Genomic DNA, 24807 nt, shown 5'->3' on the forward strand with positions numbered 1-24807 from the left:
AGACCGCCTTCAGCTCAGGCTCATCTCACTGTGGAATCACGCCCCCCGCTCAGGCTCATGTGTCGTTGGACAAGGCTAAGTGTTGACGCCGCAGTCGTTGCCGTTACAATACGCGTCTCACGACAACGTGATTCCCCGGTAGCTCAGCGGTAGAGCAAGTGGCTGTTAACCACTGGGTCGGCGGTTCGAATCCGTCCCGGGGAGCCAACAAGACAGGTCATGAACCGCTCCCCGTGAGCGGTTCATTACTTTCTGGGGGTCGTACTCCGCGACCACCTCGGCATCCTCCACCAGGATGCGATCCACGAAGCTGGCGAAGAACGCCCGCGTCTTCTTCGGATTCTCCGATTCCTTGATCGCGCCGATGAGCGCTCAGGCATTGGCAACCGGAGCGATAACGCTCCGATCGTCATTCGAGGGCGAGTTGGCACGGGTACTGACCGGCCACCACTGCCAGTTCCTGGTCGGATCTACCCGCTCCAGGGCGGCGATGTCCACTTCCCCGACGGAATCCAGCCAAAACGCAACCCAGTCGTCGGGCAACTCCAATGGTATTCGGTCGTGAATCGCCTCGAGACCACCGCAGGGATCCCGGGTAACCACCACGACCGTAGGCTCCTTCTCACCGTCTGCCCTGATCGGTGCGCGGCCGTAGAGCGCGGCCAGCGCCATTGGTCGACCATCGGTCCGGCAGACGTAGTACGGCTGCTTGCTGCCCGGCGCCCGCCGCTGCCATTCGTAATAGCCGTTGGCGGCCACGACGCCGCGGTGGCCGCGCATCATGGCCGGTTTCCACATGGCGCTCTCCATGAGGCGATCGAGCTTGGCGTTGATGACCTGCTTCCATCGCCCCTGGATACGGACGCCCGGTCCCCAGATGCGTTCCGAGACCTGGCGTTCGCCGCTGCGCTCGATGACAACCGGGATAGAGACGCCCGGCGGGGTGTTATAGCCACGGTCATTCGGCCAGGCGCGCGAAGGTCTCCATCCGTCGAGCTCCGGAAAACGGAGCACGACCGCGGCTGCGGGCTGGTTGAGGTCGAGGCGTCCGCACATGCACGAAGTATAGCGGTGCGACGACCACCTTGGCCGGCCGGTCACAACGGCCCCGGCTACCAGGTGGTGGCATTCGGGCCGTTTCGCGGCCATTTCTTGCACATGCCTCTCGTCGGATCGGGGTGGACTTCCGCCGAAGCGGATGAAAAGGTGACGCGAATTGCCTGTTGCTCTGGAGCAACAGATGTCATTCGATAACGCAGAACTAATCCTATGTTTTTGCGATCACTCTACATAGTCGCCCTCACCGCCTTGGGCACACTCCCGGCGATAGCTGGCGGCCCCACGGTCTCCGTGGCCATGGTCGACAAGGGGCTGTCCACGTTCTATGTGCCGGTCACCATCGAAGGCGCGGGAACCACGGAGTACCTGCTGGACACGGGTGCCAGCTACATGACGATCAATCAGCACATGCTGGGCAAGCTCCGCGATACAGGAAGCGTCGAGCATGTACGCGACCTCATCGGCACAATGGCCGATGGGCGGGAGCGTCGCGTCCCCATCTACCGAATTGGCCGAGTGGAGATCGGCGCGGGCTGCGTCCTTGAAGATGTGGAAGCGGCCGTACTCCCCGGGGGAACCCGAAACCTCCTCGGCCTGAGCGCGCTCCGTGACGCCGCCCCGCTTCGCATCCACATGGACCCGCCTCGCCTGGAGCTCGCGGGCTGCTCAGTAGACGCCAGCCCGACCCGCACCGCTCAGCTGCAATGACGCTTGCGGCGGCCGGACGCGCCGTATGGCACGTCCGGCAGTGCGCACACGATCACCGTGAGGCGCCGAACTCGTCAGCAACACGGCCGAGATATTCGCGGAAAGCCGCCCCCAGCTCCGCGTGCTTGAGCCCATAGTCGACGGTCGCCTGCAGATAGCCCAGCTTGTCCCCGCAATCGTAGCGCGTCCCCTGGAACTCGTAGGCGAAAACAGGCTCGTCGCGCATCAGGGCGGCGATGGCGTCGGTTAGCTGAATCTCACCCCCGGCACCGGGCCGGGTCTGCCGCAGCTTGTTGAAGATCGAAGGATTGAGGATATAACGCCCCACGACACCCAGCGTTGAGGGGGCTTCCTCGGGGCTCGGCTTCTCGACGATGCCATTGACCCGGCTTAGCCGGTCACGAACAGCCTCCGAGGCGACGATGCCGTAGCGGTCCGTATGCTCGCGCGGCACCCGCTGCACACCCAGCATGCTTGCCACCTCGCTGTCGTACTGCGCCACCATCTGCGCCAGGCATCCCTTGCCTTCGGGGTCGTCGATGAGGTCGTCCGCCAGAATCACCGCGAATGGTTCATCACCAACGATGGGTTCCGCGCACAGCACCGCGTGACCAAGGCCAAGGGCCTCGGACTGGCGCATGTACACCGCCGTAACGCCGTTGGGCAAAATCTCGCGCACCTGCTTGAGCTGCTCGTGCTTGCCTTTGGCCTTCAGCTCCGTCTCGAGCTCGTAGGCCTTGTCGAAATGATCCGGGATACTGCGCTTGTTCCGCCCGGTGACGAAAATCAGCGTCTCGATCCCCGCTTTCACAGCCTCTTCCGCCGCGTACTGGATCAAGGGTTTGTCCACCACCGGCAGCATCTCCTTGGGATTCGCTTTGGTCGCCGGCAGAAAACGCGTACCCAGGCCCGCTACGGGGAACACTGCCTTGCGAATGCGTCGCGTCATAGTCAGATCACCGTTCATCAAGGATTGGGAGCGTACTCGGTACCTGTCGACCGCCCTCGGCTTGGCGTGCACCCAGGCGTCGGCAGGGCCATAACCCGGTCATCAATATTGGCTTTAGCGCGTCACAGGGAAACTCGCAAATCCGGCGAACACTGTGAGCGTGGCAATACCGACGAAACGGATCGCATTCTGCGCGAGCGGGCCGTTACGAGAAAGGCCGCGCAGTGCGCGGCCCATATTCACCTCGGCTGACGGCCGCAGGTAGGCGTCATTCGAGGGTGATGTCGTCGCGCAGCGACTCCACGGTGGTCTCGCCGATACCGTCCACCTTCGTGAGGTCGGCAAGCTGCGAGAACGGACCATTCGCCTTGCGATACTTCACGATGGCCTCCGCCTTCACGGGACCGATACCGTCGAGCTGTTCGAGCGCCGTCGCATCGGCCTTATTGACGTTAACGGCGGCCGCGAAGGCCATGGGGGCAAAAGCGAGGCAAGCGGCGATTACCGCGGCGTGGAAACGCTTCATCACGCGTCCTCCATGATACGTTGAGTGCGACAACCGGCGATCCGATCGCCGGGCGATTGCCGGGGATGCAGTCCGTTACCCCGACACTCGACAGAATACCTGTTGCAGGGCGGCAACGCCAAGCAATGTATTACCCTGCGTCAACGATCTCTTCGGCGATCACTTCAAGAGCGCGAGCGGGATCCTTCGCCCGGGTGACCGGGCGCCCGAGGACCAGATCCGTTGCGCCCGCCTGCAAGGCGGCCGCCGGTGTCATGATCCGGCTTTGATCCCCGGCCGCAGTACCGGCGGGTCGAATACCCGGGGTAACAAGCCGAAAGCCGGCGCCTTGCGCAGCCCTCAATGTGGCCGCTTCCCGGGCAGAGCAAACGACACCGTCCAGCCCCGCGGCCGCGGTCAGCGATGCCAGGCGGTGAACCGCGTCGTCCACGGGACCCGCGATTCCCACCTCGGCCAGCGTCTCCTCGTCATGGCTGGTGAGCACGGTGACCCCGATCAACAGCGGGCGTGACGACGCGCCCTCCACCGCCTCTCTCGCCGCTGCCAGCATGCGGCTGCCTCCGAGCGCGTGGACGTTGACCATCCACACCCCGAGGTCGGCGGCTGCACGACACGCACCGGCCACCGTGTTGGGGATATCGTGGAACTTGAGGTCGAGAAAGACGTCCCAGCCGGCATCGACCCATCGACCGACCATGGACGGGCCTCCGCGGAGAAAGAGCTCCTTGCCGACTTTCAGCCGACACCCACCCGTGGGCAGGGTGGCGACCAGCGCCTCGGCCGCTGCAACGTCATCGAAATCCAGCGCCACCACGATCCGGCGGGCGGCGTCCGTGAACTCATCGGTCATGGTCATTCTCCCTGCAGCCCCTTGATGGGCTTGATACCCCCCCAGGTTCGGCAGCTCGGACACTGCCAGTGCAGCTGTCGGCCGGTGAAACCGCAGCGCTGGCAACGGTAGGCATTGCGGTCACCTATAAGCGCCTGGAAGAGGTGATGCAGTACGCGCAGATCCCGCTGCCGGCGCCGATCCGGATCCTGGTCATCGATGTTGAGCTCGATGAGCCGATTGAGACCGCGTACGGAGGGACGCCGGCGCAGCTGCGAGGCCATGAATTCGATCGCCGCCTGCCGCCCTTCAGACGCCGCGATAAGCTCGGAGAGCTTCATCGCCACAGAAGCCCCCTCGTATTCGTGCATCACGCGATAGAGAAAGCGCCGGAAGCGCGATAGCTGGTCGAGCTCCTGGTAGCAGCTCTCCAGAGGCGGCAACACTTCGGGCAGATAATCCAGGTCCTGGGTCCGCACGCGCCGATAAGCGCGAATGGCCGCCTTCGTGTTGCCCTGCTGACGCTCCCACGCGCCCCGCAGCATATTCGCGCGCACACAGGTGCTGTCATACGCCAGTGCCCGCTTGAGCAACTGCCGCACTTTCGCGTCGTCGCCGTCCCGGCGCATGGCCTCCTCTGCCATCTCGCAAACGAACTGGGCACACTGCGTGCCGAGATTCTCGCCGGTTAGCCGGGAGAGCCGCTCGGCCACGGCCACGGCGTACTCCCATTCGCGTTCCTGCTGGTAGATATCGAGGAGATGGCGTAACGCGGTCGCCGCATGGTCCTCCTGTTCGGCGACTTCGCCGAAAATCGCTTCGGCACGATCGAGCAGGCCGGCACTCATGTAATCCTTGGCCAGTTCGAGCATGGCATAGGCGTGCTGCCCCCGCTCGAGTGACGGACGGGCGATAAGGTTCTGATGGATGCGGATGGCGCGATCCACCTCGCCGCGACGGCGAAAGAGGTTGCCCAAGGCGAGGTGTGTCTCCACGGTGTCGGAGTCCACCTCGACCATCTGGGTGAAAACCTCGATGGCCTTGTCCGGCTGTTCGTTCAGCAGGTAGTTGAGCCCCCGGAAGTACTCCGGGGAGAACGCGGCCTGCGTTCCCGGAGCCACACCGCGACGCTCACGCCGGCCGATGAACCAGCCGGACAAGGCCGCCACCGGCAGTAGCAGCCAAAGCAGCTCGGGCATCGTCAGGGATTGTCGCGCAGAGGCAGCTTGCGAAGCTCGTCGAGCTCCTCGCGGGTCTGCCGGCGTTCGCGTCGCAGTCGCCTAAGCTCGCGGCGCTGGCGCAGAATCAGCGCTGTGGTGGAAAGAGCGCCGAGCACGGCGCCGCAGAGCAGCGTGATCGCGAGCCATAGCGACAGCGGCAGGGATGCGGTGGCGAAATAGTAGTTCAGGCTTACCGCATTCGCGTTGAGCATGGCGAAACTGAGGCCGAGGGCGATCACAGCGATGGCGAGCAGCAGGAATACAAGACGTCGCATGTGTCTGGAGATCCTTCCGTACAGATGAGACCCGCTCGGGCGCACTCATTCTGACGCATGGGATTCAACGAGTCACGGCCTGTAGCACCTGTCGTGGTGCACAGGCCCCCGCGGGAGGGGCTGGAAGGCGGGATGCCCGGTCGCGCGGACATCCCGAAAAACGTCGTGACTCGCCGACGTCAGTCGCCGATCGGCTGATGGCTGCCGTTGTTCACGCGCTCGCGCATCTGCTTGCCGGGCTTGAAGTGAGGGACGTACTTGCCCGGCAACGCCACCGGATCGCCCGTTTTCGGGTTACGACCGATCCGCGGCGGCCGATGATGAAGCGAGAAGCTGCCGAAGCCCCGGATTTCGATGCGCTCCCCGGAGGACAGCGCCTCGCTCATGTGCTCCAGCAATGTCTTTACCGCCAGCTCCACGTCCTTGTAAGGGAGGTGTTGCTGGTGGGAGGAGATCAGTTCGATCAATTCTGATTTGGTCATCGTACTACCAGCAAGATCATCCGCCGTGATTTGGCGAGGGCAACCCCGAATCAAAAAGGCCGGGGAGCGCCCGCGCAAACGGGCGCCTCCCCGGCCACACGGGCCGGATTACTCCTGGTCCTTGTTCTGCTGCATCTGCTCCTTGAGCAGATCGCCGAGCGCAGTCGTACCCGCGTTCGATGGGCGACCGAAGTCCTCCACCGCCTCGCGGTCCTCCTGCTGGTCCTTGGCGCGCACCGAGAGGTTGATCATCCGGTTGCGGCGATCGACGGCGGTAAACTTCGCCTCGACCTCGTCGCCCTCCTTGACCACCTGACGCGCATCCTCGACGCGGTCGCGGGAGATATCGGAGGCACGCAGGTAACCCTCGACCTCGTCCGCAAGCGTGATGGTCGCGCCCTTGGCGTCCACCTCGCGCACGGTGCCGCGCACGACGCTGCCCTTCGGGTGCTCGGCGACCCAGCTGGAGAGCGGATCCTGTTCGAGCTGCTTGATGCCCAGCGAGATGCGCTCGCGCTCCGGGTCCACCGACAGCACCACCGCCTCGACCTCTTCGCCCTTCTTGAAGTCGCGCACGGCTTCCTCGCCGGCGTCGTTCCAGGAGAGGTCGGAGAGGTGGACGAGGCCGTCGATGCCGCCTTCCAAGCCCACGAAGATGCCGAAATCGGTGATCGACTTGATGGCACCGGAGACGCGGTCACCCTTGTTGAAGTTGGCCGCGAACTCGTCCCACGGGTTGGGCTGGCACTGCTTCATGCCCAGCGAGATACGACGACGCTCCTCGTCGATGTCGAGGATCATCACCTCGACCTCGTCGCCGATCGCCACGACCTTCGCCGGGTTCACGTTCTTGTTGGTCCAGTCCATCTCGGAGACGTGGACCAGACCTTCGACACCTTCCTCGATCTCGACGAACGCACCGTAGTCCGTGATGTTGGTCACGCGGCCGTTGACGCGGGCACCCTCGGGGTAACGCCCCGCGATGTTCTCCCACGGATCCTCGCCGAGCTGCTTGAGGCCCAGGGAGACGCGGTTGCGCTCGCGATCGAACTTGAGAACCTTGACCTGGATCTCGTCGCCGACGTTGACCACCTCGGAGGGGTGCTTGACGCGGCGCCAGGCCATGTCGGTAATGTGCAGCAGGCCGTCGATGCCGCCGAGATCGACGAACGCACCGTAATCGGTGAGGTTCTTGACGATACCCGGCAGGGTCTGACCTTCCTGGAGCTTCTCCAGCAGGGCCTCGCGCTCGGCGCTGTACTCTTCCTCGACCACCGCGCGGCGGGAGACCACCACGTTGTTACGGCGCGGATCAAGCTTGATCACCTTGAACTCGAGGTCCTTGCCCTCGAGGTAGGTGGTGTCGCGCACGGGGCGAATGTCCACCAGCGAACCGGGCAGGAAGGCGCGCACGTGGCCCAAGTCCACAGTAAAGCCACCCTTGACCTTGCCGCTGATCTGACCGGTCACGGTCTCGTTGGCCTCGTAGGCCGCCTCGAGCTTCGTCCAGACACGGGCGCGCTTGGCCTTCTCACGGGAGAGACGGGTCTCACCAAAACCGTCCTCCACGGCGTCGAGTGCCACCTCGACCTCGCTGCCCACCTCGATCTCGACGTTTCCCTCGTCGTCGACGAATTGGGTCAGCGGAATAAGGGCCTCCGACTTCAGGCCCGCATTGACGATGACATCGTCACCGTCGATTGCGACCACGGTGCCATTGACGATGGCGCCAGGACGCATGTCGGTGTTCGACAAGCTCTGTTCGAACAGTTCTGCAAAGCTTTCGCTCATGGGTGAGTTGATCCCAGACCGTAACCAGTCAAGTTGTTGCCACTACATAACGAAAACGACCGCCGGCCCGCGGGCCGGAGGTCGTCTCACCTTGTCGAGCCTCCAGGGCCGTCGATATTCAAACGGCGGCACACCTGGCTCATGACAGCCTCGGTTACTTCATCCACCGAGAGCTCGGTGGTGTCGAGCTCCACGGCGTCGGCAGCCGGGGCGAGTGGAGCGACCGAGCGGGACGCGTCACGGCGGTCCCGGGCGGTAATCTCCTCTAAAAGATCGCTCAGGTTAGCACCGACCCCTTGCCTCATCAACTGTTTATAGCGCCTGCGGGCCCGCTCCTCAACCGAAGCGGTCAGGAATATCTTGACCGATGCGTCGGCGAACACAACCGTTCCCATATCGCGCCCGTCCGCCACGAGACCGGGCGACTGGCGGAAGTCGCGCTGTCGCTGCAATAGCGCCTCGCGCACTGCCGGATGAGCGGCGACACGCGAGGCCAGATCTCCGCAGGCCTCCGAGCGAATGGCCTTCGTCACGTCGGCCCCGTCGAGCTCGACCGCGCTCGCCTCGGCACCATCGGTGGTGAACCGCAAATGCATGCGGGCGGCGATTTCCAGCAGCCCCTCGACGTCGTCACTGTCCACACCAGCCTGCACCGCCGCGTGTGCCAGCACGCGGTAGATCGCACCGCTGTCGAGCAGATGCCAGCCGAGATGCCCGGCCACCCGAGCGGCCACGGTCCCCTTTCCGGTCCCGCCCGGCCCGTCGATGGTGACCACCGGTACGGTCTCACTCATGAACGCCTCCGCAAACCTGGAAATCGATGGGCGCGCACCGCCGCGGCTCTCATGCCTGCTGGACGTCGATCGCCAGGCCCACCCGGCGTGCCTCGTCGACAAAGCTCGGGTAGGAGGTGGCGACATTGGCACAGTCGTCGACGGACACCGGGGCATCGGCGATCAGCGAGGCAACGGCAAAGGCCATGGCGGTACGATGATCCCCGTGCGCCGCTACCTTGCCCCCGCGAAGCGAGGGGCCACCCTGGATGATCATTCCATCGGGCCGCTGTTCGAGCCTCACGCCCAGTGCCTCGAGACCGTCGGCCATCACGGCTATGCGGTCGCTTTCCTTGACGCGCAACTCCTCGGCGCCCTCGACGATCGTCTCGCCTTCGGCGCCAGCGGCGGCCACGAACAGCACCGGGAATTCATCGATGGCGAGCGGTACGAGCTCACGTGGCACGCGCACCCCATGCAACGGCGCATGACGCACCCGCAGGTCGGCCACTGGTTCACCGCCGACCTCGCGCTGGCCAAGGACTTCGATATCCGCGCCCATCAGACGCAGAATCTCTATGACACCAGTGCGCGTCGGGTTCATGCCCACATGCTCCAGAATCAGATCCGAGCCGGGAGCGATGCTCGCGCCAACGAGGAAGAACGCCGCCGAGGAGATGTCCGCGGGAACCTCGACCCGACCGCCCTGCAGGCGCCCGTTGCCGGAGAGACTCACCCGGTTGCCCTCGCGAGCCACCGGGTAGCCGAAACCGGCGAGCATGCGTTCGGTGTGATCCCGGCAGGGAGCGGGCTCGGTCACACACGTCTCGCCACTCGCATACAGCCCGGCGAGCAGAAGCGCGGACTTGATCTGGGCACTGGCCACCGGGAGTGCGTAATCGACCCCCCGTAGATCGTACCCGCCGCGCACGGTGAGCGGTGCAGTGCCTTCGGCAGAGGTCTCGATGCACGCCCCCATGGCAGCAAGCGGCTCGGTGATGCGGCGCATCGGCCGGCGGGTGAGCGACTCGTCCCCCACCAGGACACTGTCGAAGGCCTGCCCGGCCAGCAGGCCGCAGAGCAGGCGCATGGCGGTGCCGGCATTACCCATGTCGAGCGGTTCGGCAGGCGCGCTCAAGCCATGAAGGCCGGCCCCCTCTATACGCAACCGACCCTGCTCCGGTCCGTCGATGGCTACCCCCATCGCCCGGAACGCGGCGACGGTTGCGAGCACGTCCTTACCCTCGAGCAGGCCGGTGACCTCCGTGCATCCCTCGGCAAGGGCGCCGAACATGACAGCACGATGAGAGATGGACTTGTCACCGGGCACCCGCAAACGGCCGTGAAGCCCATTGCCACCACATGCCCGGAAAACCACGTGCCTCTGCGCTGCTTCCACGCTCACTGTCCGCCCTATTTCTCGAATACGTAAAGGTAATCGTCCCGCGTCCGCTTCGCCCGCCGGAAGACCGCTTCCAATGCCTCGGCATCCCCGGTATCGACCATCCGGGTGAGGTCATCGAGGTCGTCGCGATAGTGGCGCAACGTCTCCAGCAGTGCCTCGCGGTTGGCCACGCAGATATCGCGCCACATCACCGGATCGCTCGAGGCGATGCGGGTAAAGTCCCGGAATCCGCCGGCGGCATACTGGAACACTTCGTGGCTGGCATCCCAGCGGCCGAGGGTATCCACCAGCCCGTAAGCGAGCAGATGGGGCAAATGCGAGGTGGCAGCGAGCATGCGGTCGTGGCGCCCGGCCTCCATATCGATCACCTCGGCACCCGTCGCCTCCCACATCCACCGCACCTGGGCGTGAGCCCGGGGGGCCGTCTGCCCTGCCGGTGTGAGAATCACCCGCCGGCCGCGAAAGAGCGTGGCGAAGCCCGCCTCGACGCCGGCGCGCTCGGTTCCGGCGACGGGGTGCGCGGGAACGAGCCAGCGCGGGATCTCGCCGAAGACTGCCTCGGCGTCGGCCAGCACACAGGCCTTGGCGCTGCCCACGTCCGTGACCACACAGCCGTCGGGAACTCTGCCGCGCATGGCCTCGAAGACACTTCGCACCGCCCCCAGCGGAACGCCGAGCACTACCATGTCCGCGTCGGCCACGGCACGGCCCGGATCGGTGCTCCAGTCATCCGCCACCCCGAGCTCGACGGCGCGCCGTGGTGTGGCCTCGCTGCGCCCGACCGCCACCACCTCGCCGACAGCACCGGCGTCGCGCAGGGCTCGCACCAGGGAGCTGCCGATCAGCCCCATGCCGATCACTACGAGCCGGCCGATCCGCATCATCGCGTACGCTCGACGAGACCTGCCTGCCGCGCTTCAGCGAGGGCGTCGAGGAAACGGTCGTTCTCGGTGTCCGTACCGAGACTCAAGCGCAGGAAACGCGGCATCCCGTACCCCGCGATGGGACGCACTATGACGCCGGCGTGCAGGAGGCGTTCATGAACCTCATGCGCCTGCTCACCCACCTCGATAGCCAGGAAGTTACCGGCACTCGGCAGCACGTTGAGCCCCTGCTCAGTCAGTATCGCAGCCACACGATCACGCTCGACGCGGTTACTTGCCACGGAGCGATCAATATGTTCGCGGTCTCCCAGCGCCGCCACCGCCGCCGCTTGCGCCGCGGCATTGACATTGAACGGGTGCCGCGCACGGTTGAGAAGATCGGCGATCTCGGGGCTGGACATCGCGTAGCCGACGCGCAGGCCGGCCAGGCCGTAGATCTTGGAGAACGTGCGGGTTATCACCAGGTTCGGGTATCGTGTCAGCCAGGGCACGCACTGGACGTAACCCTCACGATCCAGGGCATAGTCCACGTACGCCTCGTCCAGGACGACGATCACCTCGCGGGGCACACCGGCGAGGAAGTCCTCGAGCTCGTTGCCGGTCAGCCAGGAACCCGTGGGATTGTTGGGGTTGGCGATGAACACCACCCGCGTCCGGCCGCTGATGCACGCCCCCATCGCCGTGAGGTCATGGCCATAGGGCCGGGGATGATCCGCTGGATTGGCGGCCGCGACGAGAGCGTCAGCGCCCACTGTCCGCGTCGCGATGGCGTAGACCGCGAAGGCATGACGGGCTATAACCGCCTCCCGGCCCGGCCCCAGGAATGCACGCGCGACCAGATCCAACACATCGTTGGAGCCATTACCGAAGGTCAGACACTCCGGCGGCAACTCGTGATGCGCGGCGAGCGCATGACGCAGCTCGTACGCACTCCCCTCGGGGTAGCGATGCAACCCGGAAGCCGCCTCACGCACGGCCGCGGCCGCCCGTGGGCTCGGTCCCAGCGGGTTCTCGTTGGAGGCGAGCTTGACGATATCCGTCACGCCATATTCCCGGGCGAGCTCGGCCTCGGGTTTGCCCGGCTGATACGGATGCAGATCACGCACGCCGGGAACGGCGAGATCGCAGAAAGAGAGACTATCGACGGCCATGGGCGTTCCGGATTCCGGGTTTCGAGTTCCAGGTTTCACGTTGCAGGTTCCAAGTTATCACCCTCCCGGACTGAACGCGCGCCGTGCCCAAACACAAAGCGGCCTCCATCTTTCCCGGGTGCCGGCCGCTTGGGCCCGCGACCTGAAACTTGCAACTTGAAACCCGCCGCTTTCTTCCCGCTCAGTGCGCAGCCCGGGGATACGAGCCGAGCACCTTGAGCAGGCTCGCGAGCTGCTGGATTTCGTCGAGAGCGCGCTTGAGCGTGGGGTCGTCCGCATGCCCGAGGATGTCGACGAAGAACACGTACTCCCACATCCCCTGGCGCGACGGACGCGACTCGATGCGGCTCATGTTCAGGCCGTAGCGCGCAAGCGGCGCCAGCAACCCTGCCAATCCGCCCGGCTGGTTGGAACGCGAAATCACGATGGACGTCTTGTCCTCGCCGGTGGCGGGCGGCGTGTTGTGACCGAGCACCAGGAAGCGCGTGGTGTTAACGGCGCCGTCCTGGATGTTGGGGTAGAGAACGTCGAGCTCGTAGCGCTCCGCGGCGGCATCCGAGGCCACGGCAGCCGCGCCCGGTTCTCCGGCGGCGAGACGGGCAGCTTCGGCGGTGCTCGACACCGGCACCCGCTCGATGCGCGGAAGATGGCTGTCCAACCACGCCCGGCACTGCGCGAGCCCCTGCTGGTGGGAGTAAACCCGCGTGATGCTCTCGAGGCGTTCCTCGCGGCTGACGAGGTTGTGACGCACCGGCAGTTCCACCTCGCCGACGATCTTGAGATGGGAGGTGAGGAAACGGTCGAGGGTGTGGGAAACCACACCCTCGGTGGAATTCTCCACCGGCACGACACCGTAGTCGGCATTCCCCGCTTCCACCTCGCGGAAGACCGCATCGATCCCCTCCTGGGACAATGCATTCATGCCGTGGCCGAAGTGCTTGAGCGCCGCCTCCTGCGTATACGTGCCCTCGGGGCCAAGGAAAGCGACGGCGAGTGGCTGCTGCAGCGCGAGGCACGAGGACATAATCTCGCGGAACAGCCGAACGATATCGCCATCCGGCAAAGGCCCCGGATTGGCGGCACGGATACGCTTGAGCACGGCCACTTCACGGGAGGGCCGGTAGAAATCCCCCGCCTCGCCGGTATCGCGTTTGATCCGGGCGACCTCGCCCGCGGCTTCGGCGCGAGCGTTGACCAGTCGCAGGATTTCGTCATCCAGCGTATCGATGCGCTGGCGCACTTCCTCGAGGCGGTTCTTCTCGTCGCTCATGCGGCGGCGCTCCCTATTCGATCACCCGCACGGAGAGCACGCCCTCGATCGCACGAATGCGGTCGACCACTTCGCGGGGAATCCGGCCGTTGATATCGACCACCGTATAGGCGAGCTCACCACGGGACTTGTTGTACATATCGTCGATGTTCAAGTCCGCGTCCGCCAGTGCCGTGGAGACCTGGCCAAGCATGTTGGGCACATTGCTGTTCGCCACGGTCAGGCGGTCGCCGGCGCCGTTGCGTGGCAGCACCATGCCGGGGAAATTCACCGAGTTCACGATGTTGCCCGTCTCGAGATAATCCCGCAGCTGATCGGCAGCCATCACCGCACAGTTGTCCTGGGCCTCGTGGGTCGAGGCGCCCAGATGCGGCAGCGTCACCACCCTGTCGTGCCCCTTGAGCGAATTACTCGGGAAATCGCAAACGTATCGGCGCAGCGAGCCGTTGTTGAGGGCCTCGACCACGGCTGCCTCGTCGACGATACCAGCGCGGGCGAAGTTGAGCAGTACCGCGCCTTCGTGGACCTGGCGCAAACGCTCGGCGTTGATGAGCCCGCGAGTGGCCTCCACCTGCGGCACGTGCAGCGTCACGAAATCGGACTCCGACATGACCTCTTCGACGCTGTGCGCCTGTTTCACGTTGGCTTCGAGCTTCCAGGCGCTGTGCACGGTGATCTGCGGATCATAGCCGATAACCTTCATGCCCAGCGCATGGGCGGCGTTGGCCACCAGCACACCGATCGCGCCCAGACCGATGACGCCCAGCGTGCGCCCGGGCAACTCGAAACCGACGTAGCGCTTCTTGCCCGCCTCCGCTTCGCGGTTCATCTCGGCGTCGTCGCCGGCGAGGCCATTAGCGAACGACCAGGCCTCGCAGATGTTGCGCGCGGCGAGGAACATGCCGGCGATCACCAGCTCCTTGACCGCGTTGGCATTGGCCCCGGGTGTGTTGAACACCGGGATGCCGCGGCGGCTGAGCTCGTCGACGGGGACATTGTTCACGCCCGCACCGGCGCGGGCCACGGCCTTCAGGGTTTCCGGCAGCTCCATGCCGTGCATCTTGTGCGAGCGCAGCATGATGCCGTCGGGATGGACCATCTCCGAGGAAATCTCATAGGTCTCCCGCGGCAGCCGATCCAGTCCCTTGGCCGAAATGTTGTTGAGCGTGAGAACCTTATACATTCGTTTGTCGCTCCTCTCGTTCCGAATGACGCAGGCGCCGGCTCAACCGTGGCGGCGCGCGAAGTCGTTCATGAAGTCAATGAGCGCATCCACACCCGCCTCGGGCATGGCGTTGTAGATGCTCGCCCGCATACCGCCGACGCTGCGGTGCCCTTTGAGCGTGGCAAGCCCGGCGTCTTTCGCCTCGCTGAGGAACGTGTCGTTCAGCGACTCGTCGGCGAGCACGAACGGCACGTTCATCCAGGACCGGCAGGCGGGATCCACGGGATTGCGGTAGAAGTCCGACCCATCGATGGCCGCGTAGAGCTTGTCGGCCTTGCGCTTGTTGATCTCGGCCATGCCCTCGAGACCGCCCTGGCGCTTGAGCCACTTGAACACCAGCCCCGCCATGTACCAGGCGAAAGTGGGCGGCGTATTGGCCATGGAGTCCGCCTCGGCCATCTTCTGGTAGTCGAAAACTGCCGGCGTCTCCGCCATCGCGCCACCGAGCAGGTCCTCGCGCACGATCACCAGGGTCACGCCTGCCGGACCGATGTTCTTCTGCGCGCCGGCATAAATCAGGCCGAACTTGGACACGTCGACGGGGCGCGAGAGCAGGGTCGAGGACATGTCCGCGACCAGCGGCACGTCACCGGTATCCGGCGTCCAGTGAAACTCCAGGCCGCTGATGGTCTCGTTGGGGGTGTAATGAAGATACGCGGCATCGCTGGAGCGCTGCCAGCTGTCGAACGCCGGGATGGTCATCGGGTCCTCGTTGCCGCCCTCGGCGACGACGTTGACCTCGCAGAACTTGCGAGCCTCGGCGATGGCCTTCTTGGACCAGTTGCCGGTGTTGACGTAATCCGCCGAGCCGCGGCCGCGGAGGAGATTCATGGGAACAGCCGCGAACTCACCCATGGCACCGCCCTGGAGAAAGAGCACCCGGTAATTATCCGGGATAGCGAGCAGTTCACGCAGGTCCGATTCCGCCTCGGAGGCGATCGCCACGAACTCCTTGCCGCGATGGCTCATCTCCATCACGGACATGCCCGAACCCTGCCAGTCCAGCAGCTCCTCACGGGCTTCCTGCAGTACTTCCTCCGGTAGCGCGCCCGGGCCGGCGCTGAAGTTGTACACTCGCGACATCATTCGCTCCTGCAAGCTTTCGAAGTGAAAACCGGTTAACGGCGGGTCATTCCTCCTCGCCGTTTTCGCCATCCAACGCCTCGATGCGCGCCACGCCCGCGAGACTCTCGTCCTCGGCGAGGCGGATCAACTTCACGCCCTGGGTATTGCGCCCCACGCACGAGATCTCCTCGACGCGTGTGCGCACCAGCGTGCCGGCGTTGGTGATGAGCATGATCTCGTCGCCGTCAACCACCTGGGCGGCACCGACCACACGGCCGTTACGCTCGGAGGTCTGAATCGAGATCACGCCCATGCCGCCGCGGCCGCGCCGTGGATAGTCGGCGACCGCGGTGCGCTTGCCATAACCGTTCTCGGTGGCGGTGAGGACGTCACCGTCACCGAGGATGATGAGCTGGATGACCGACTGCCCGGGTTCCAGGCGAATACCCCGCACACCGGTGGCCGTGCGCCCCATCGGGCGCACCTCGTCTTCACCGAAGCGGATGGCCTTGCCCGCGTCGGTGAGCAGCATGATCTCGCGCTCACCGTCGGTCACGCCCACGTTCACCAGGTAGTCGTCATCGGCCAGGTTCACGGCGATGATGCCGGTGGAGCGCGGACGGGAGAAATGCGACAGCGGCGTCTTCTTGACCGTGCCGGTACGCGTGGCCATGAACACGAAGTGCTCGTCGTCGAACTCGCGGATCGGGAGCACCGCGCTGATGCGTTCGTCCTCCTCGAGGGGCAGCAGGTTGACCACCGGCTTGCCGCGGGCGGTACGACTGCCATGAGGCAGCTCGTAGACCTTGAGCCAGTACACCTTGCCACGGCTGGAGAAGCACAGCAGGTGGTCGTGGGTATTGGCGACGAACAGCTGATCGACGAAGTCCTCGTCCTTCATGCGCGTCGCCGCCTTGCCCTTACCGCCACGGCGCTGTGCCTGGTAGCTGTCCAGGGGCTGGCTCTTGGCGTAGCCGCCGTGGGAGAGCGTCACCACGACGTCTTCCGGCGGTATGAGGTCTTCGGTGGTGAGGTCCACGTGATCGACGAGGATCTCGGTGCGGCGCTCGTCGGCATAGCGCTCGCGCACCTCCACGAGCTCCTTGCGGATCTCCTGCATCAACCGGTCACTGCTGGCGAGGATATCGAGCAGATCCTCGATGGTAGCCAGCAGATTGCGGTATTCCTCCAGGATCTTGTCCTGCTCGAGACCGGTGAGGCGATGCAGACGAAGATCGAGAATCGCCTGGGCCTGACGCTCGGACAGCCGGTACTGGCCGTCGATCAGACCGAGCGCCGGATCCAGCCCTTCCGGGCGGGAAGCGCTGGCGCCGGCGCGTTCGAGCATGTCGGTGACCATGCCCGGCGCCCAACGGCGCTCGAGCAGCGCCTGCTTGGCCTCGGCCGGCCCCGGCGAGGCCTTGATCAGCGCGATCACTTCATCGATGTTGGCAAGCGCGACCGCCAGGCCTTCCAGCACGTGGGCACGCTCCCGGGCCTTGCGCAGATCGTAGACCGTGCGCCGGGTGACCACTTCGCGGCGGTGGCGCAGGAAGGCGTCGAGCACGTCGCGCAGGTTGTGCTGCTTGGGCTGGCCCTGGTGCAACGCCACCATGTTGATGCCGAAGACGGTCTGCATCTGGGTGTGCTGATAGAGGTTGTTCAGCACCACCTCGGGCACCTCGCCGCGACGCAGCTCGATGACCATACGAATGCCCTGCTTGTCGGACTCGTCGCGCAGCTCGGTGATGCCCTCGATGCGCTTTTCCTTGACGAGCTCGGCGATCTTCTCGAGCAACCGCGCCTTGTTGACCTGGTAAGGCAGCTCCGTGACCACGATGCGTGGCTTGCCGTTCTTGGCATCTTCCTCGAACTCGCAACGTGCGCGCATCACCATGCGTCCGCGGCCGGTGCGATAGGCCTCGCGGATACCCGAGACACCATTGATGATGCCCGCCGTGGGCAGATCCGGGCCGGGGATGTACTCGATGAGATCTTCGACGGTGAGTGATTCGTCGTCGATCAGCGCGACGCAGGCGTCGACCACTTCGGCGAGGTTGTGCGGCGGCACGTTGGTGGCCATGCCCACAGCGATGCCCGACCCCCCGTTGACCAGGAAGTTGGGGATCTTCGTCGGCAACACCGTCGGCTCGGACTCGGAGCCGTCGTAGTTGTCGATGAAGTCGACGGTCTCCTTGTCGATGTCGGCGAGCAGCTCATGGGCGATGCGCGCCATGCGCACCTCGGTATACCGCATGGCCGCGGCATTATCGCCATCGATAGAGCCGAAGTTGCCCTGTCCGTCGACGAGCATGTAGCGCATGGAGAAGTCCTGCGCCATGCGCACGATGGTGTCGTAGACCGCCGAGTCACCGTGGGGATGATACTTACCGATGACGTCACCGACCACGCGCGCGGACTTCTTGTACGCCTTGTTCCAGTCGTTACCGAGCTCGCGCATCGCGTAGAGCACGCGGCGGTGAACAGGCTTCAGACCATCACGCACATCCGGCAGGGCGCGGCCCACGATCACGCTCATGGCGTAATCGAGGTACGACTGCCGCATCTCGTCTTCGAGGTTTACCGGCAGTATCTCCTTGGCAACGCTGGACATCGGGTGGTCTCACTCGGGTTGTTCGAAACGCGGATCCCGGCGCTCCGGATGAGGGCCGGAGGCCTCATGAAGCGCCGATCGATTCATCAGCCGCCGCGCGCGAGCCGATCTCGGTCAGCGGGCGAGGCGCGGTGGCGAATGATCAATCAGCGCTGCCTGTTCGGGAACATCGCATCCTAGCACAGATTGGGCGCCCCGCGGTGGGGCGCCCCGGGAGCCGGATCAGCCGCCGACCCGCCCCGCCGACTCCACCACGACGGTCTCGCGCGGCACGTCGGCCATGCCGTGGGAGCGGCCCGTCGGCAGTGCGGCGATGGCGTCGACCACGTCCATGCCGTCGACCACGCGGGCGAAGACGGCATAGCCGAAGCCGCGCTCGCCGTGATCGAGGAAATCGTTGTCGGCAAGGTTGATAAAGAATTGCGAGGTGGCGCTGTCCACCGCCTGGGTACGTGCCATGGACAGGGTTCCGCGCTCGTTCTCGAGGCCATTGTCCGCCTCGTTCTCGATGGCCTCGCGCGTGGGCTTGCGTGCCATGTCCTCGGTGAAGCCGCCACCCTGAATCACGAACCCGGGGACGACGCGGTGGAAGATGGTGCCGTCATAGAACCCGTCGTCCACATAGCCGAGGAAGTTCTCCACGGTAACCGGCGCTTTCTCCGGATAGAGCTCGATGCGGATGTCGCCCTTGCTCGTGTGGAAAACGATTTGCGGGTTGCCTGCAGCCGCAGCGCCGCCGGTGACCATGCCCGCCAGCGCCAGAGCCATAAGTGCCTTCTTCATGCTGTCTCCTTGTTGCTCGAACTCCCGTCCACATCGCCACCGGCGGCGTGTCCCAGCCGGCGCAAGCGCTCTCGGTTCGGGGCCTCTACCGCCCCGCGCTCCGTCACCAGCACGTCCACCAGCGCAGCCGGGGTAACGTCGAACACCGGATTCCAGGCCCCGGTGCCCTTCGCCGCGATGTGTTGCCCGCCAAACCCTAGCACCTCATCAGCGGACCGGTACTCGATGGGAATATCAGCGCCACTGGCTGTCGCAAAGTCCAGGGTGGAGCTCGGAATCGCGACCATGACGCGCACGCCGTGGGCGCGCGCCGCGAGCGCCAGGGCGTACGTGCCAATCTTGTTGGCGACATCGCCGTTCGCCGTCACCCGGTCAGCGCCGACGACCAGCCACTGTACGCCACCGCTTTGCATCAACGCGGCCGCGGCGCCGTCGGCTATGACATCCACGGGAATATCATCGGCGAGGAGCTCCCATGCCGTCAGCCGCGCGCCCTGCAGCCACGGTCGGGTTTCCGTGGCGAATACCCGCGCCACGCGACCCGCCGCCCAGCCTGCCCGGATGACGCCGAGGGCCGTACCGAAACCAGCCGTCGCAAGCGAGCCGGTATTGCAGTGCGTGAGCACCCCGCAGCCGTCGCCCAGGTACGCAGCGCCCACCTCACCCATGCGGCGATTGGCGGCGAGATCCTCGGCATGAATGGTACGCGCCTCTTCGAGCAGGCCGTCCACATCGGCGCCAGCGCCGGCCCGGTCACGCATGCGCGCCACCGCCCAGCCCAGATTCACCGCAGTCGGCCGCGCGGCCGCCAGCATCTCCAGCCCCTCGGCCAGAGTGCCGGCGCGCGCGGCAAGCACCGCACCATAGGCGGCGGCGATACCGATCGCCGGCGCACCGCGCACGACCATGGCGCCAATCGCCTCCGCCACCGCTTCGGCAGTCCGGCAACGCTTGTGAACCACTTCCACGGGGAGTCGGCGCTGGTCCAGAAGCACCAGCTCGCCGGCAGCGTCGTCCCACTGCACCGCGCGTACGCGGTCATGTCGCTCCAGGGTCAATGGCGGACCTCCAGTAGTCTCCCGGGTCGCAAGTGCGTCGCATCGCTGCCCCGGGAGACTGACCAACCTTACATGCCGGGTCCGATTGTCGCACACTGTCGCGCATTTGCCGGAGGCTTGATCGGAGGGCTGCATGGACACGGTGGATCTGATCATACACGCCGGCTGGGTCGTGCCCGTGGAGCCGCGGGGCGCCTGTCTGGCGGAGCACAGCGTGGTGGTGCACAACGGTCTCATCGAGGCGGTGCTGCCCACTGCCGAGGCACGCGCGCGCTACCGCGGCAGCGTCGAGCGCGAGCGCCCGGGCGAGGTGATCATGCCCGGCCTGATCAATGCGCACACGCACGCGGCCATGAGCCTGTTACGCGGCCTCGCCGACGACCTGCCGCTGATGACCTGGCTCAACGAGCACATCTGGCCCGCCGAGGCCCACCATGTCGGCCCGGAATACGTGCGCGACGGAACCCGGCTCGCGGTCGCTGAAATGCTCCGCGGCGGCACGACCTGCTTCAGCGACATGTACTTCTTCCCCGACGTCGCCGCACGCGTCGCCCGCCAGGCTGGCATGCGCGCCATGGTGGGGATGATTTTCATCGATTTCCCCACAGCCTGGGCCGCGGACGCCGACGAGTACATCGACAAGGGCCTGGCTGTACACGACCACTGGCGCGACGATCCGTTGATCACCACCGCCTTTGCGCCCCATGCGCCGTACACGGTAAGCGAGACCAATCTCGCACGATTGCGCACACTCGCCGACGAGCTGAGCGTGCCCGTGCACATTCACCTCCACGAGACCGCAGACGAGATCCAGCAGAGCCTGTCGTCGAGCGGCGAGCGCCCAATCGCACGCCTGGACGACCTGGGACTGCTGTCGCCGAACCTGATCGCCGTGCACATGACCCAGCTGGAACCCGCGGAGATCGATCGCGTGGCGGAAACCGGGGTGCACGTCGTGCACTGCCCCGAGTCCAACCTGAAGCTCGCCAGCGGCCTGGCCCCGATCAGCACGCTCGACACCGCCGGCGTGAACATCGCCATTGGCACGGACGGAGCCGCGAGCAACAACGACCTGGACATGTTCGGGGAGTTGCGCACCGCCGCCATGCTCGCCAAGGGTGTCGCCCGCGACCCCGCGGCCCTGCCAGCGTTCCGTGCGCTGGAGGCCGCCACGCTCGGCGGCGCCCGGGCACTGGGGCTGGACGCCCGTATTGGCAGCGTGGTGCCCGGCAAAGAGGCGGATCTCATCAGCGTGCGCCTGGACGCCCTGGAGAGCGAACCCATCTATCATCCGATTTCGCAGCTCGTCTACGCCACCGGCCGCCACCAGGTCTCCGACGCCTGGATAGCAGGCCGCCCCGTGCTCCAGGACGGCACACTCACCACGCTGGATACCGCGGAGATCACCGCCCGTGTCCGGGAGTGGCGTGGTAAGATTGCCGCAACATCCGCCTGACACCCGACCCATGCCGCAAGCGAGTGACAACGTCCATCCGCACGAGCTCGAGAAGTTCGAGCGCGTGGCCGCACGCTGGTGGGACCCGGAAGGCGAGTTCCGCCCCCTCCACGAAATGAACCCGCTGCGGCTCGAGTTCATCGAGCATGCTGCCGGCGGGCTGACGGGCCGCACTGTCGTAGACGTCGGCTGTGGTGGCGGCGTGCTCGCCGAGGGCATGGCCGCGCGCGGCGCTCACGTCACCGGTATCGACCTCGCCCCGCAGAGCCTGGAAGTGGCGCGCCTGCATGCACTGGAAAGTGGTGCCAGCGTGAGCTACCGGCAGTGCGCGGCGGAGACACTGGCCTCCGAGCAACCCGGCGGCTTCGACGTCGTCACCTGCCTGGAGATGCTAGAGCACGTGCCGGACCCGGCAGCCATCGTGCGGGCGTGTGGCGAACTCGTTCGCCCGGGTGGAACCGTCGTGTTCTCCACGCTCAACCGCCACCCCAAGGCCTGGGTGCTCGCCGTCGTCGCAGCCGAGTACATCGCCGGCCTGCTGCCACGCGGCACCCATGACTACCGTCAGTTCATCCGCCCTTCGGAGCTGGCACGGTGGGCGCGGGAGCCGGGGCTGACGCTCACCGAGCTCACCGGCGTCCACTACAACCCGCTCACGCGCAGCTTCAGTCGCAGCAAAGACGTGCGGGTCAACTACCTGGCCGCGTTCCGCGCGCAACCGTCAGGGCCTGTGGACCGATACCACCAATGACCGCACTCGCCCGCGCCGTACTCCTCGACCTCGACGGCACGCTCCTCGACACCGCCCCCGATCTGGTCGGTAGCCTCAACGACCTGCGCGCCGAGCTCGGCCTCTCCCCATTGCGGCCGGAACAACTCGCCACGGTGGTCTCCCACGGCAGCGGCCCGCTCGTGCGCCGCGGCTTCGACCTCGAACCCGAGGACGCACTGTACGAGCCGCTACGCCAGCGCCTGCTTGCCATCTATCGCGACCGCGTGCACCAGGAGACCCGCGCTTTCACGGGGATGGATACGTTGCTGGCAGCACTCGACGAGCGCCGGGTCCCGTGGGGCATCGTGACCAACAAGCCTGGCTGGCTCACGCGACCGCTGGTCGAGGAGCTCGGCTACGCCAACCGCAGCGCCTGCCTGGTCACCGGCGACGACCTCGCCAAGCGCAAGCCGAACCCTTACCCGGTCTTGCAGGCCTGCCGGGACATGGCTCTCACCCCGGCGGATTGTGTGTTCGTCGGTGACGCCCAGCGTGACGTGGAATCCGGGCGCCGCGCGGGCACACTCACCCTGGTCGCGCTGTTCGGCTACATCCACGCCGAGGATCGGGTGGCCCACTGGGGCGCGGACGGTCTCATCGGCCACCCATTGGACGTACTCAACTGGCTGGCGGCTCGTTAGTTAGGAACGCCCCCGGCCTCGCCGGGACGGCATCGCGCCTCCCTCGCCACGGGCATCGCCACGACTCGTCGCCGCACCCAGGCCGGGGTACTTCAGACAATGCAACGAAATACCGCTACACGGCACCACGCGTCGTCACTTGCGACAGGTTCGGCCGTAACCCTTACGGCACCCGCGGCCGACGGGTATACTCCGCGCCCGTTACCGTAAGCCACCGGACCCGTCATGCAGCCGCAGCAATACTGCCGGGACAAGGCGGCCCCCACCGGGTCGAGCCTCCACTACGCGCTGCTCTTCGCCCCTGACGAAGCCACCCGGGCCGACCTGCTCGCGGTCAATGCGCTGCACGCGGAGCTCACCGCCATTCCCGCCTCGGTCTCGGATCCGGGCGTCGCAGCCGCCAAGCTCGGCTGGTGGCGGGAGGAGATCGAACGGGCGCTGGACCACCAGGCACAACACCCGGTCACCCAGGCACTTGCCGCGGCGGATGCCCGCCGCGCACTCGACCGCGAAGACATCGGCGCCCTCCTCGACGGCGTTGCAATGGACCTGGAGTACGGCGCCTACCCGAGCTTCCGCGAGCTCAGTGTCTACTGCCACCGCGTAGGTGGCGCCACGGTGCGCCTCGCCGTGGCCGCCTGCGGCGGCGATGCGGATGAATGCGCTACCTATGCGCACGATCTGGGCATGGCGCTGGCACTCCTGCGCATAATTCGGCGCCTGCGCCCCCACCTGGACGCCGGCCGGCTGTATCTGCCGGAAGATGAGCTCGCCGCCGCCGGCCTCGACCGCGAGCACCTGCTCTCGGCACCGAACGATGCAACCACCCAGCGCTTTCTCGACGAGCAGGCCGCCCGCGTCGAGGAATTCCTCGCCAACGCACTGGTGCGTATTCCGGCCAGTGAACATCGCCGGTTACTGCCCATCACCGTGCACGCCGAGCTCTATCGCCACCTGCTGCGGCGCCTGCGTGCCGACGGCATGCCCGTGCTCACCCGGCGGCACCACCTGACACCCCTGCGCAAGCTCTACCGCGCCTGGCGCATAGCCCGCCGCGAGCGCGCAGCCGATCGCAGAAACGGAGCGCACGCATGAAACCATCCGCCGCCACACCGCTTCCCCCCGTTGACGCCGCGCCGGATCTCACCGGCCGGCGCGTCCTGATCACCGGCGCCGGCAACGGCCTCGGTCGCGCCATGTCGCTCGCCGCCGCCACCGCCGGCGCCACCGTTGTGCTGCTGGAACGGTCGGTGCCCGCCGCCGAGGCCGTTTACGACGAGATCGAGGCCGTCGGCGGACCTCAGCCGGCGATCTACCCGATGGACCTGGCCGGAGCCGGACCGGACGACTACGCGGAGCTCGCCGACCGACTGCGCGACGGCATTGGCGGCCTGGACGCGCTGGTGCTCAACGCCGCGGAGCTCGGCAAGCCGGCACCGCTGCAACACTATCTGCCCCAGGCATGGCTTCGTACACTGCACGTCAACGTCAACGCCCCGTTCCTGCTGTTGCAGACTTGCCTGCCACTGCTGCAGGCAACACCGTCACCGCGGGTGCTGTTCATCAGCGACGAGGCCGGTCGCGCCGGCGTGCCCTTCATGGGCGCCTACGGCGTATCCAAATGGGCACTCGAGGGATTGATGTTCACGCTCGCCGCGGAGCTCCCCGACGACAGCCCGTTGCGGCTGGCCAGCGTCGACCCTGGCCCCATGCACACCATGCTGCGCCGCCAGGCGTACGCGGCCGAGGATCCCGATGGCCTGCCGCTGCCGGAATCCGTCGCACGCCGTCTGCTACCGCTGCTCGCAGTCGAGGGCGACATTCCCCAGGCCGCCGTGTATGATTGCGCGGGCTGAGCCCTGGCTGACCCG

General features: G+C 66.0%; 24 protein-coding genes and 1 tRNA gene. 7 read left to right on the forward strand and 18 right to left on the reverse strand.

The window, feature by feature from the left end; all coding sequences use genetic code 11:
* Window positions 1-132 precede the first annotated feature (132 nt).
* A tRNA-Asn gene (locus ACPEES_RS16855) sits at window positions 133-207 on the forward strand.
* 165 nt (window positions 208-372) lie between these two features.
* On the opposite strand, the gene ACPEES_RS16860 is transcribed toward ACPEES_RS16855, so the two are convergent.
* Complete coding sequence (locus ACPEES_RS16860) at window positions 373-1056, reverse strand: SOS response-associated peptidase (RefSeq protein WP_435104741.1); 684 nt, start codon at window positions 1054-1056, stop codon at window positions 373-375.
* Between the two features lie 213 nt (window positions 1057-1269).
* Here ACPEES_RS16860 and ACPEES_RS16865 point away from each other — a divergent pair, with 213 nt between their 5' ends.
* On the forward strand, window positions 1270-1767 hold the full coding sequence (locus ACPEES_RS16865; protein WP_435104742.1) for a retroviral-like aspartic protease family protein: 498 nt from the start codon (window positions 1270-1272) through the stop codon (window positions 1765-1767).
* A 52-nt stretch (window positions 1768-1819) separates the two neighbouring features.
* Here ACPEES_RS16865 and galU read toward each other — a convergent pair whose 3' ends face one another.
* The 17 genes from galU to mtnA all read right to left on the reverse strand — a co-directional run bounded on the left by galU (window position 1820) and on the right by mtnA (window position 20067).
* Window positions 1820-2716, reverse strand: a complete 897-nt coding sequence (gene galU / locus ACPEES_RS16870; protein WP_435104743.1) for a UTP--glucose-1-phosphate uridylyltransferase GalU — start codon at window positions 2714-2716, stop codon at window positions 1820-1822.
* A gap of 268 nt (window positions 2717-2984) precedes the next feature.
* A complete protein-coding gene (locus tag ACPEES_RS16875; protein WP_435104744.1) occupies window positions 2985-3242 on the reverse strand; it encodes a ComEA family DNA-binding protein in 258 nt (85 codons plus the stop codon).
* A gap of 130 nt (window positions 3243-3372) precedes the next feature.
* Window positions 3373-4092 (reverse strand): orotidine-5'-phosphate decarboxylase, encoded by a 720-nt coding sequence (gene pyrF / locus ACPEES_RS16880; protein WP_435104745.1) that lies wholly within the window; start codon window positions 4090-4092, stop codon window positions 3373-3375.
* A gap of 2 nt (window positions 4093-4094) precedes the next feature.
* The gene (gene lapB / locus ACPEES_RS16885; protein WP_435104746.1) at window positions 4095-5270 is read right to left on the reverse strand and encodes a lipopolysaccharide assembly protein LapB; all 1176 of its coding nucleotides are present in this window, start codon (window positions 5268-5270) and stop codon (window positions 4095-4097) included.
* Between the two features lie 2 nt (window positions 5271-5272).
* Window positions 5273-5566, reverse strand: coding sequence for a lipopolysaccharide assembly protein LapA domain-containing protein (locus ACPEES_RS16890; RefSeq protein ID WP_435104747.1), 294 nt, complete (start codon window positions 5564-5566; stop codon window positions 5273-5275).
* Window positions 5567-5745: 179 nt separating this feature from the next.
* On the reverse strand, window positions 5746-6048 hold the full coding sequence (locus ACPEES_RS16895; protein WP_435104748.1) for an integration host factor subunit beta: 303 nt from the start codon (window positions 6046-6048) through the stop codon (window positions 5746-5748).
* A gap of 108 nt (window positions 6049-6156) precedes the next feature.
* The gene (gene rpsA, locus ACPEES_RS16900; protein ID WP_435104749.1) at window positions 6157-7839 is read right to left on the reverse strand and encodes a 30S ribosomal protein S1; all 1683 of its coding nucleotides are present in this window, start codon (window positions 7837-7839) and stop codon (window positions 6157-6159) included.
* 86 nt (window positions 7840-7925) lie between these two features.
* Window positions 7926-8633, reverse strand: a complete 708-nt coding sequence (cmk, locus tag ACPEES_RS16905; protein ID WP_435104750.1) for a (d)CMP kinase — start codon at window positions 8631-8633, stop codon at window positions 7926-7928.
* Between the two features lie 49 nt (window positions 8634-8682).
* Complete coding sequence (aroA, locus tag ACPEES_RS16910; protein WP_435104751.1) at window positions 8683-10011, reverse strand: 3-phosphoshikimate 1-carboxyvinyltransferase; 1329 nt, start codon at window positions 10009-10011, stop codon at window positions 8683-8685.
* Window positions 10012-10025: 14 nt separating this feature from the next.
* Window positions 10026-10901: a prephenate dehydrogenase gene (locus tag ACPEES_RS16915; RefSeq protein ID WP_435104752.1), complete on the reverse strand. Its 876-nt coding sequence runs from the start codon at window positions 10899-10901 to the stop codon at window positions 10026-10028.
* Window positions 10898-12052: a histidinol-phosphate transaminase gene (hisC, locus tag ACPEES_RS16920; RefSeq protein WP_435104753.1), complete on the reverse strand. Its 1155-nt coding sequence runs from the start codon at window positions 12050-12052 to the stop codon at window positions 10898-10900. Before hisC ends, ACPEES_RS16915 begins: the two co-directional genes overlap by 4 nt.
* A gap of 181 nt (window positions 12053-12233) precedes the next feature.
* Window positions 12234-13322: a prephenate dehydratase gene (gene pheA / locus ACPEES_RS16925; protein ID WP_435104754.1), complete on the reverse strand. Its 1089-nt coding sequence runs from the start codon at window positions 13320-13322 to the stop codon at window positions 12234-12236.
* Between the two features lie 13 nt (window positions 13323-13335).
* Window positions 13336-14505 carry a phosphoglycerate dehydrogenase gene (locus ACPEES_RS16930; protein WP_435104755.1) on the reverse strand — a complete coding sequence of 390 codons (1170 nt, stop codon included), beginning with the start codon at window positions 14503-14505 and terminating at the stop codon, window positions 13336-13338.
* Window positions 14506-14547: 42 nt separating this feature from the next.
* Window positions 14548-15630 carry a 3-phosphoserine/phosphohydroxythreonine transaminase gene (gene serC, locus ACPEES_RS16935; protein ID WP_435104756.1) on the reverse strand — a complete coding sequence of 361 codons (1083 nt, stop codon included), beginning with the start codon at window positions 15628-15630 and terminating at the stop codon, window positions 14548-14550.
* Window positions 15631-15676: 46 nt separating this feature from the next.
* Window positions 15677-18226 (reverse strand): DNA gyrase subunit A, encoded by a 2550-nt coding sequence (gene gyrA / locus ACPEES_RS16940; protein WP_435104757.1) that lies wholly within the window; start codon window positions 18224-18226, stop codon window positions 15677-15679.
* A gap of 222 nt (window positions 18227-18448) precedes the next feature.
* Entirely contained in the window at window positions 18449-19009 is a 561-nt protein-coding gene (locus ACPEES_RS16945) for a peptidylprolyl isomerase (protein WP_435104758.1), read from the reverse strand.
* A complete protein-coding gene (gene mtnA / locus ACPEES_RS16950) occupies window positions 19006-20067 on the reverse strand; it encodes an S-methyl-5-thioribose-1-phosphate isomerase (protein ID WP_435104759.1) in 1062 nt (353 codons plus the stop codon). The genes ACPEES_RS16945 and mtnA overlap by 4 nt, the downstream gene beginning before the upstream one ends.
* Window positions 20068-20200: 133 nt before the next feature.
* On the opposite strand from mtnA, the gene ACPEES_RS16955 reads away from it, so the two are divergent.
* The 5 genes from ACPEES_RS16955 to ACPEES_RS16975 all read left to right on the forward strand — a co-directional run bounded on the left by ACPEES_RS16955 (window position 20201) and on the right by ACPEES_RS16975 (window position 24792).
* Complete coding sequence (locus tag ACPEES_RS16955) at window positions 20201-21523, forward strand: TRZ/ATZ family hydrolase (RefSeq protein WP_435104760.1); 1323 nt, start codon at window positions 20201-20203, stop codon at window positions 21521-21523.
* Between the two features lie 10 nt (window positions 21524-21533).
* A complete protein-coding gene (gene ubiG / locus ACPEES_RS16960; RefSeq protein ID WP_435104761.1) occupies window positions 21534-22274 on the forward strand; it encodes a bifunctional 2-polyprenyl-6-hydroxyphenol methylase/3-demethylubiquinol 3-O-methyltransferase UbiG in 741 nt (246 codons plus the stop codon).
* Window positions 22271-22936 carry an HAD-IA family hydrolase gene (locus tag ACPEES_RS16965; RefSeq protein WP_435104762.1) on the forward strand — a complete coding sequence of 222 codons (666 nt, stop codon included), beginning with the start codon at window positions 22271-22273 and terminating at the stop codon, window positions 22934-22936. Before ubiG ends, ACPEES_RS16965 begins: the two co-directional genes overlap by 4 nt.
* Window positions 22937-23161: 225 nt before the next feature.
* Window positions 23162-24031, forward strand: coding sequence for a squalene/phytoene synthase family protein (locus tag ACPEES_RS16970; RefSeq protein ID WP_435104763.1), 870 nt, complete (start codon window positions 23162-23164; stop codon window positions 24029-24031).
* Window positions 24028-24792, forward strand: a complete 765-nt coding sequence (locus ACPEES_RS16975; protein WP_435104764.1) for an SDR family NAD(P)-dependent oxidoreductase — start codon at window positions 24028-24030, stop codon at window positions 24790-24792. Before ACPEES_RS16970 ends, ACPEES_RS16975 begins: the two co-directional genes overlap by 4 nt.
* Window positions 24793-24807 lie beyond the last annotated feature (15 nt).

Origin of the sequence: Arhodomonas sp. AD133, assembly GCF_051195215.1 — a bacterium.
GTDB lineage: Bacteria > Pseudomonadota > Gammaproteobacteria > Nitrococcales > Nitrococcaceae > Arhodomonas.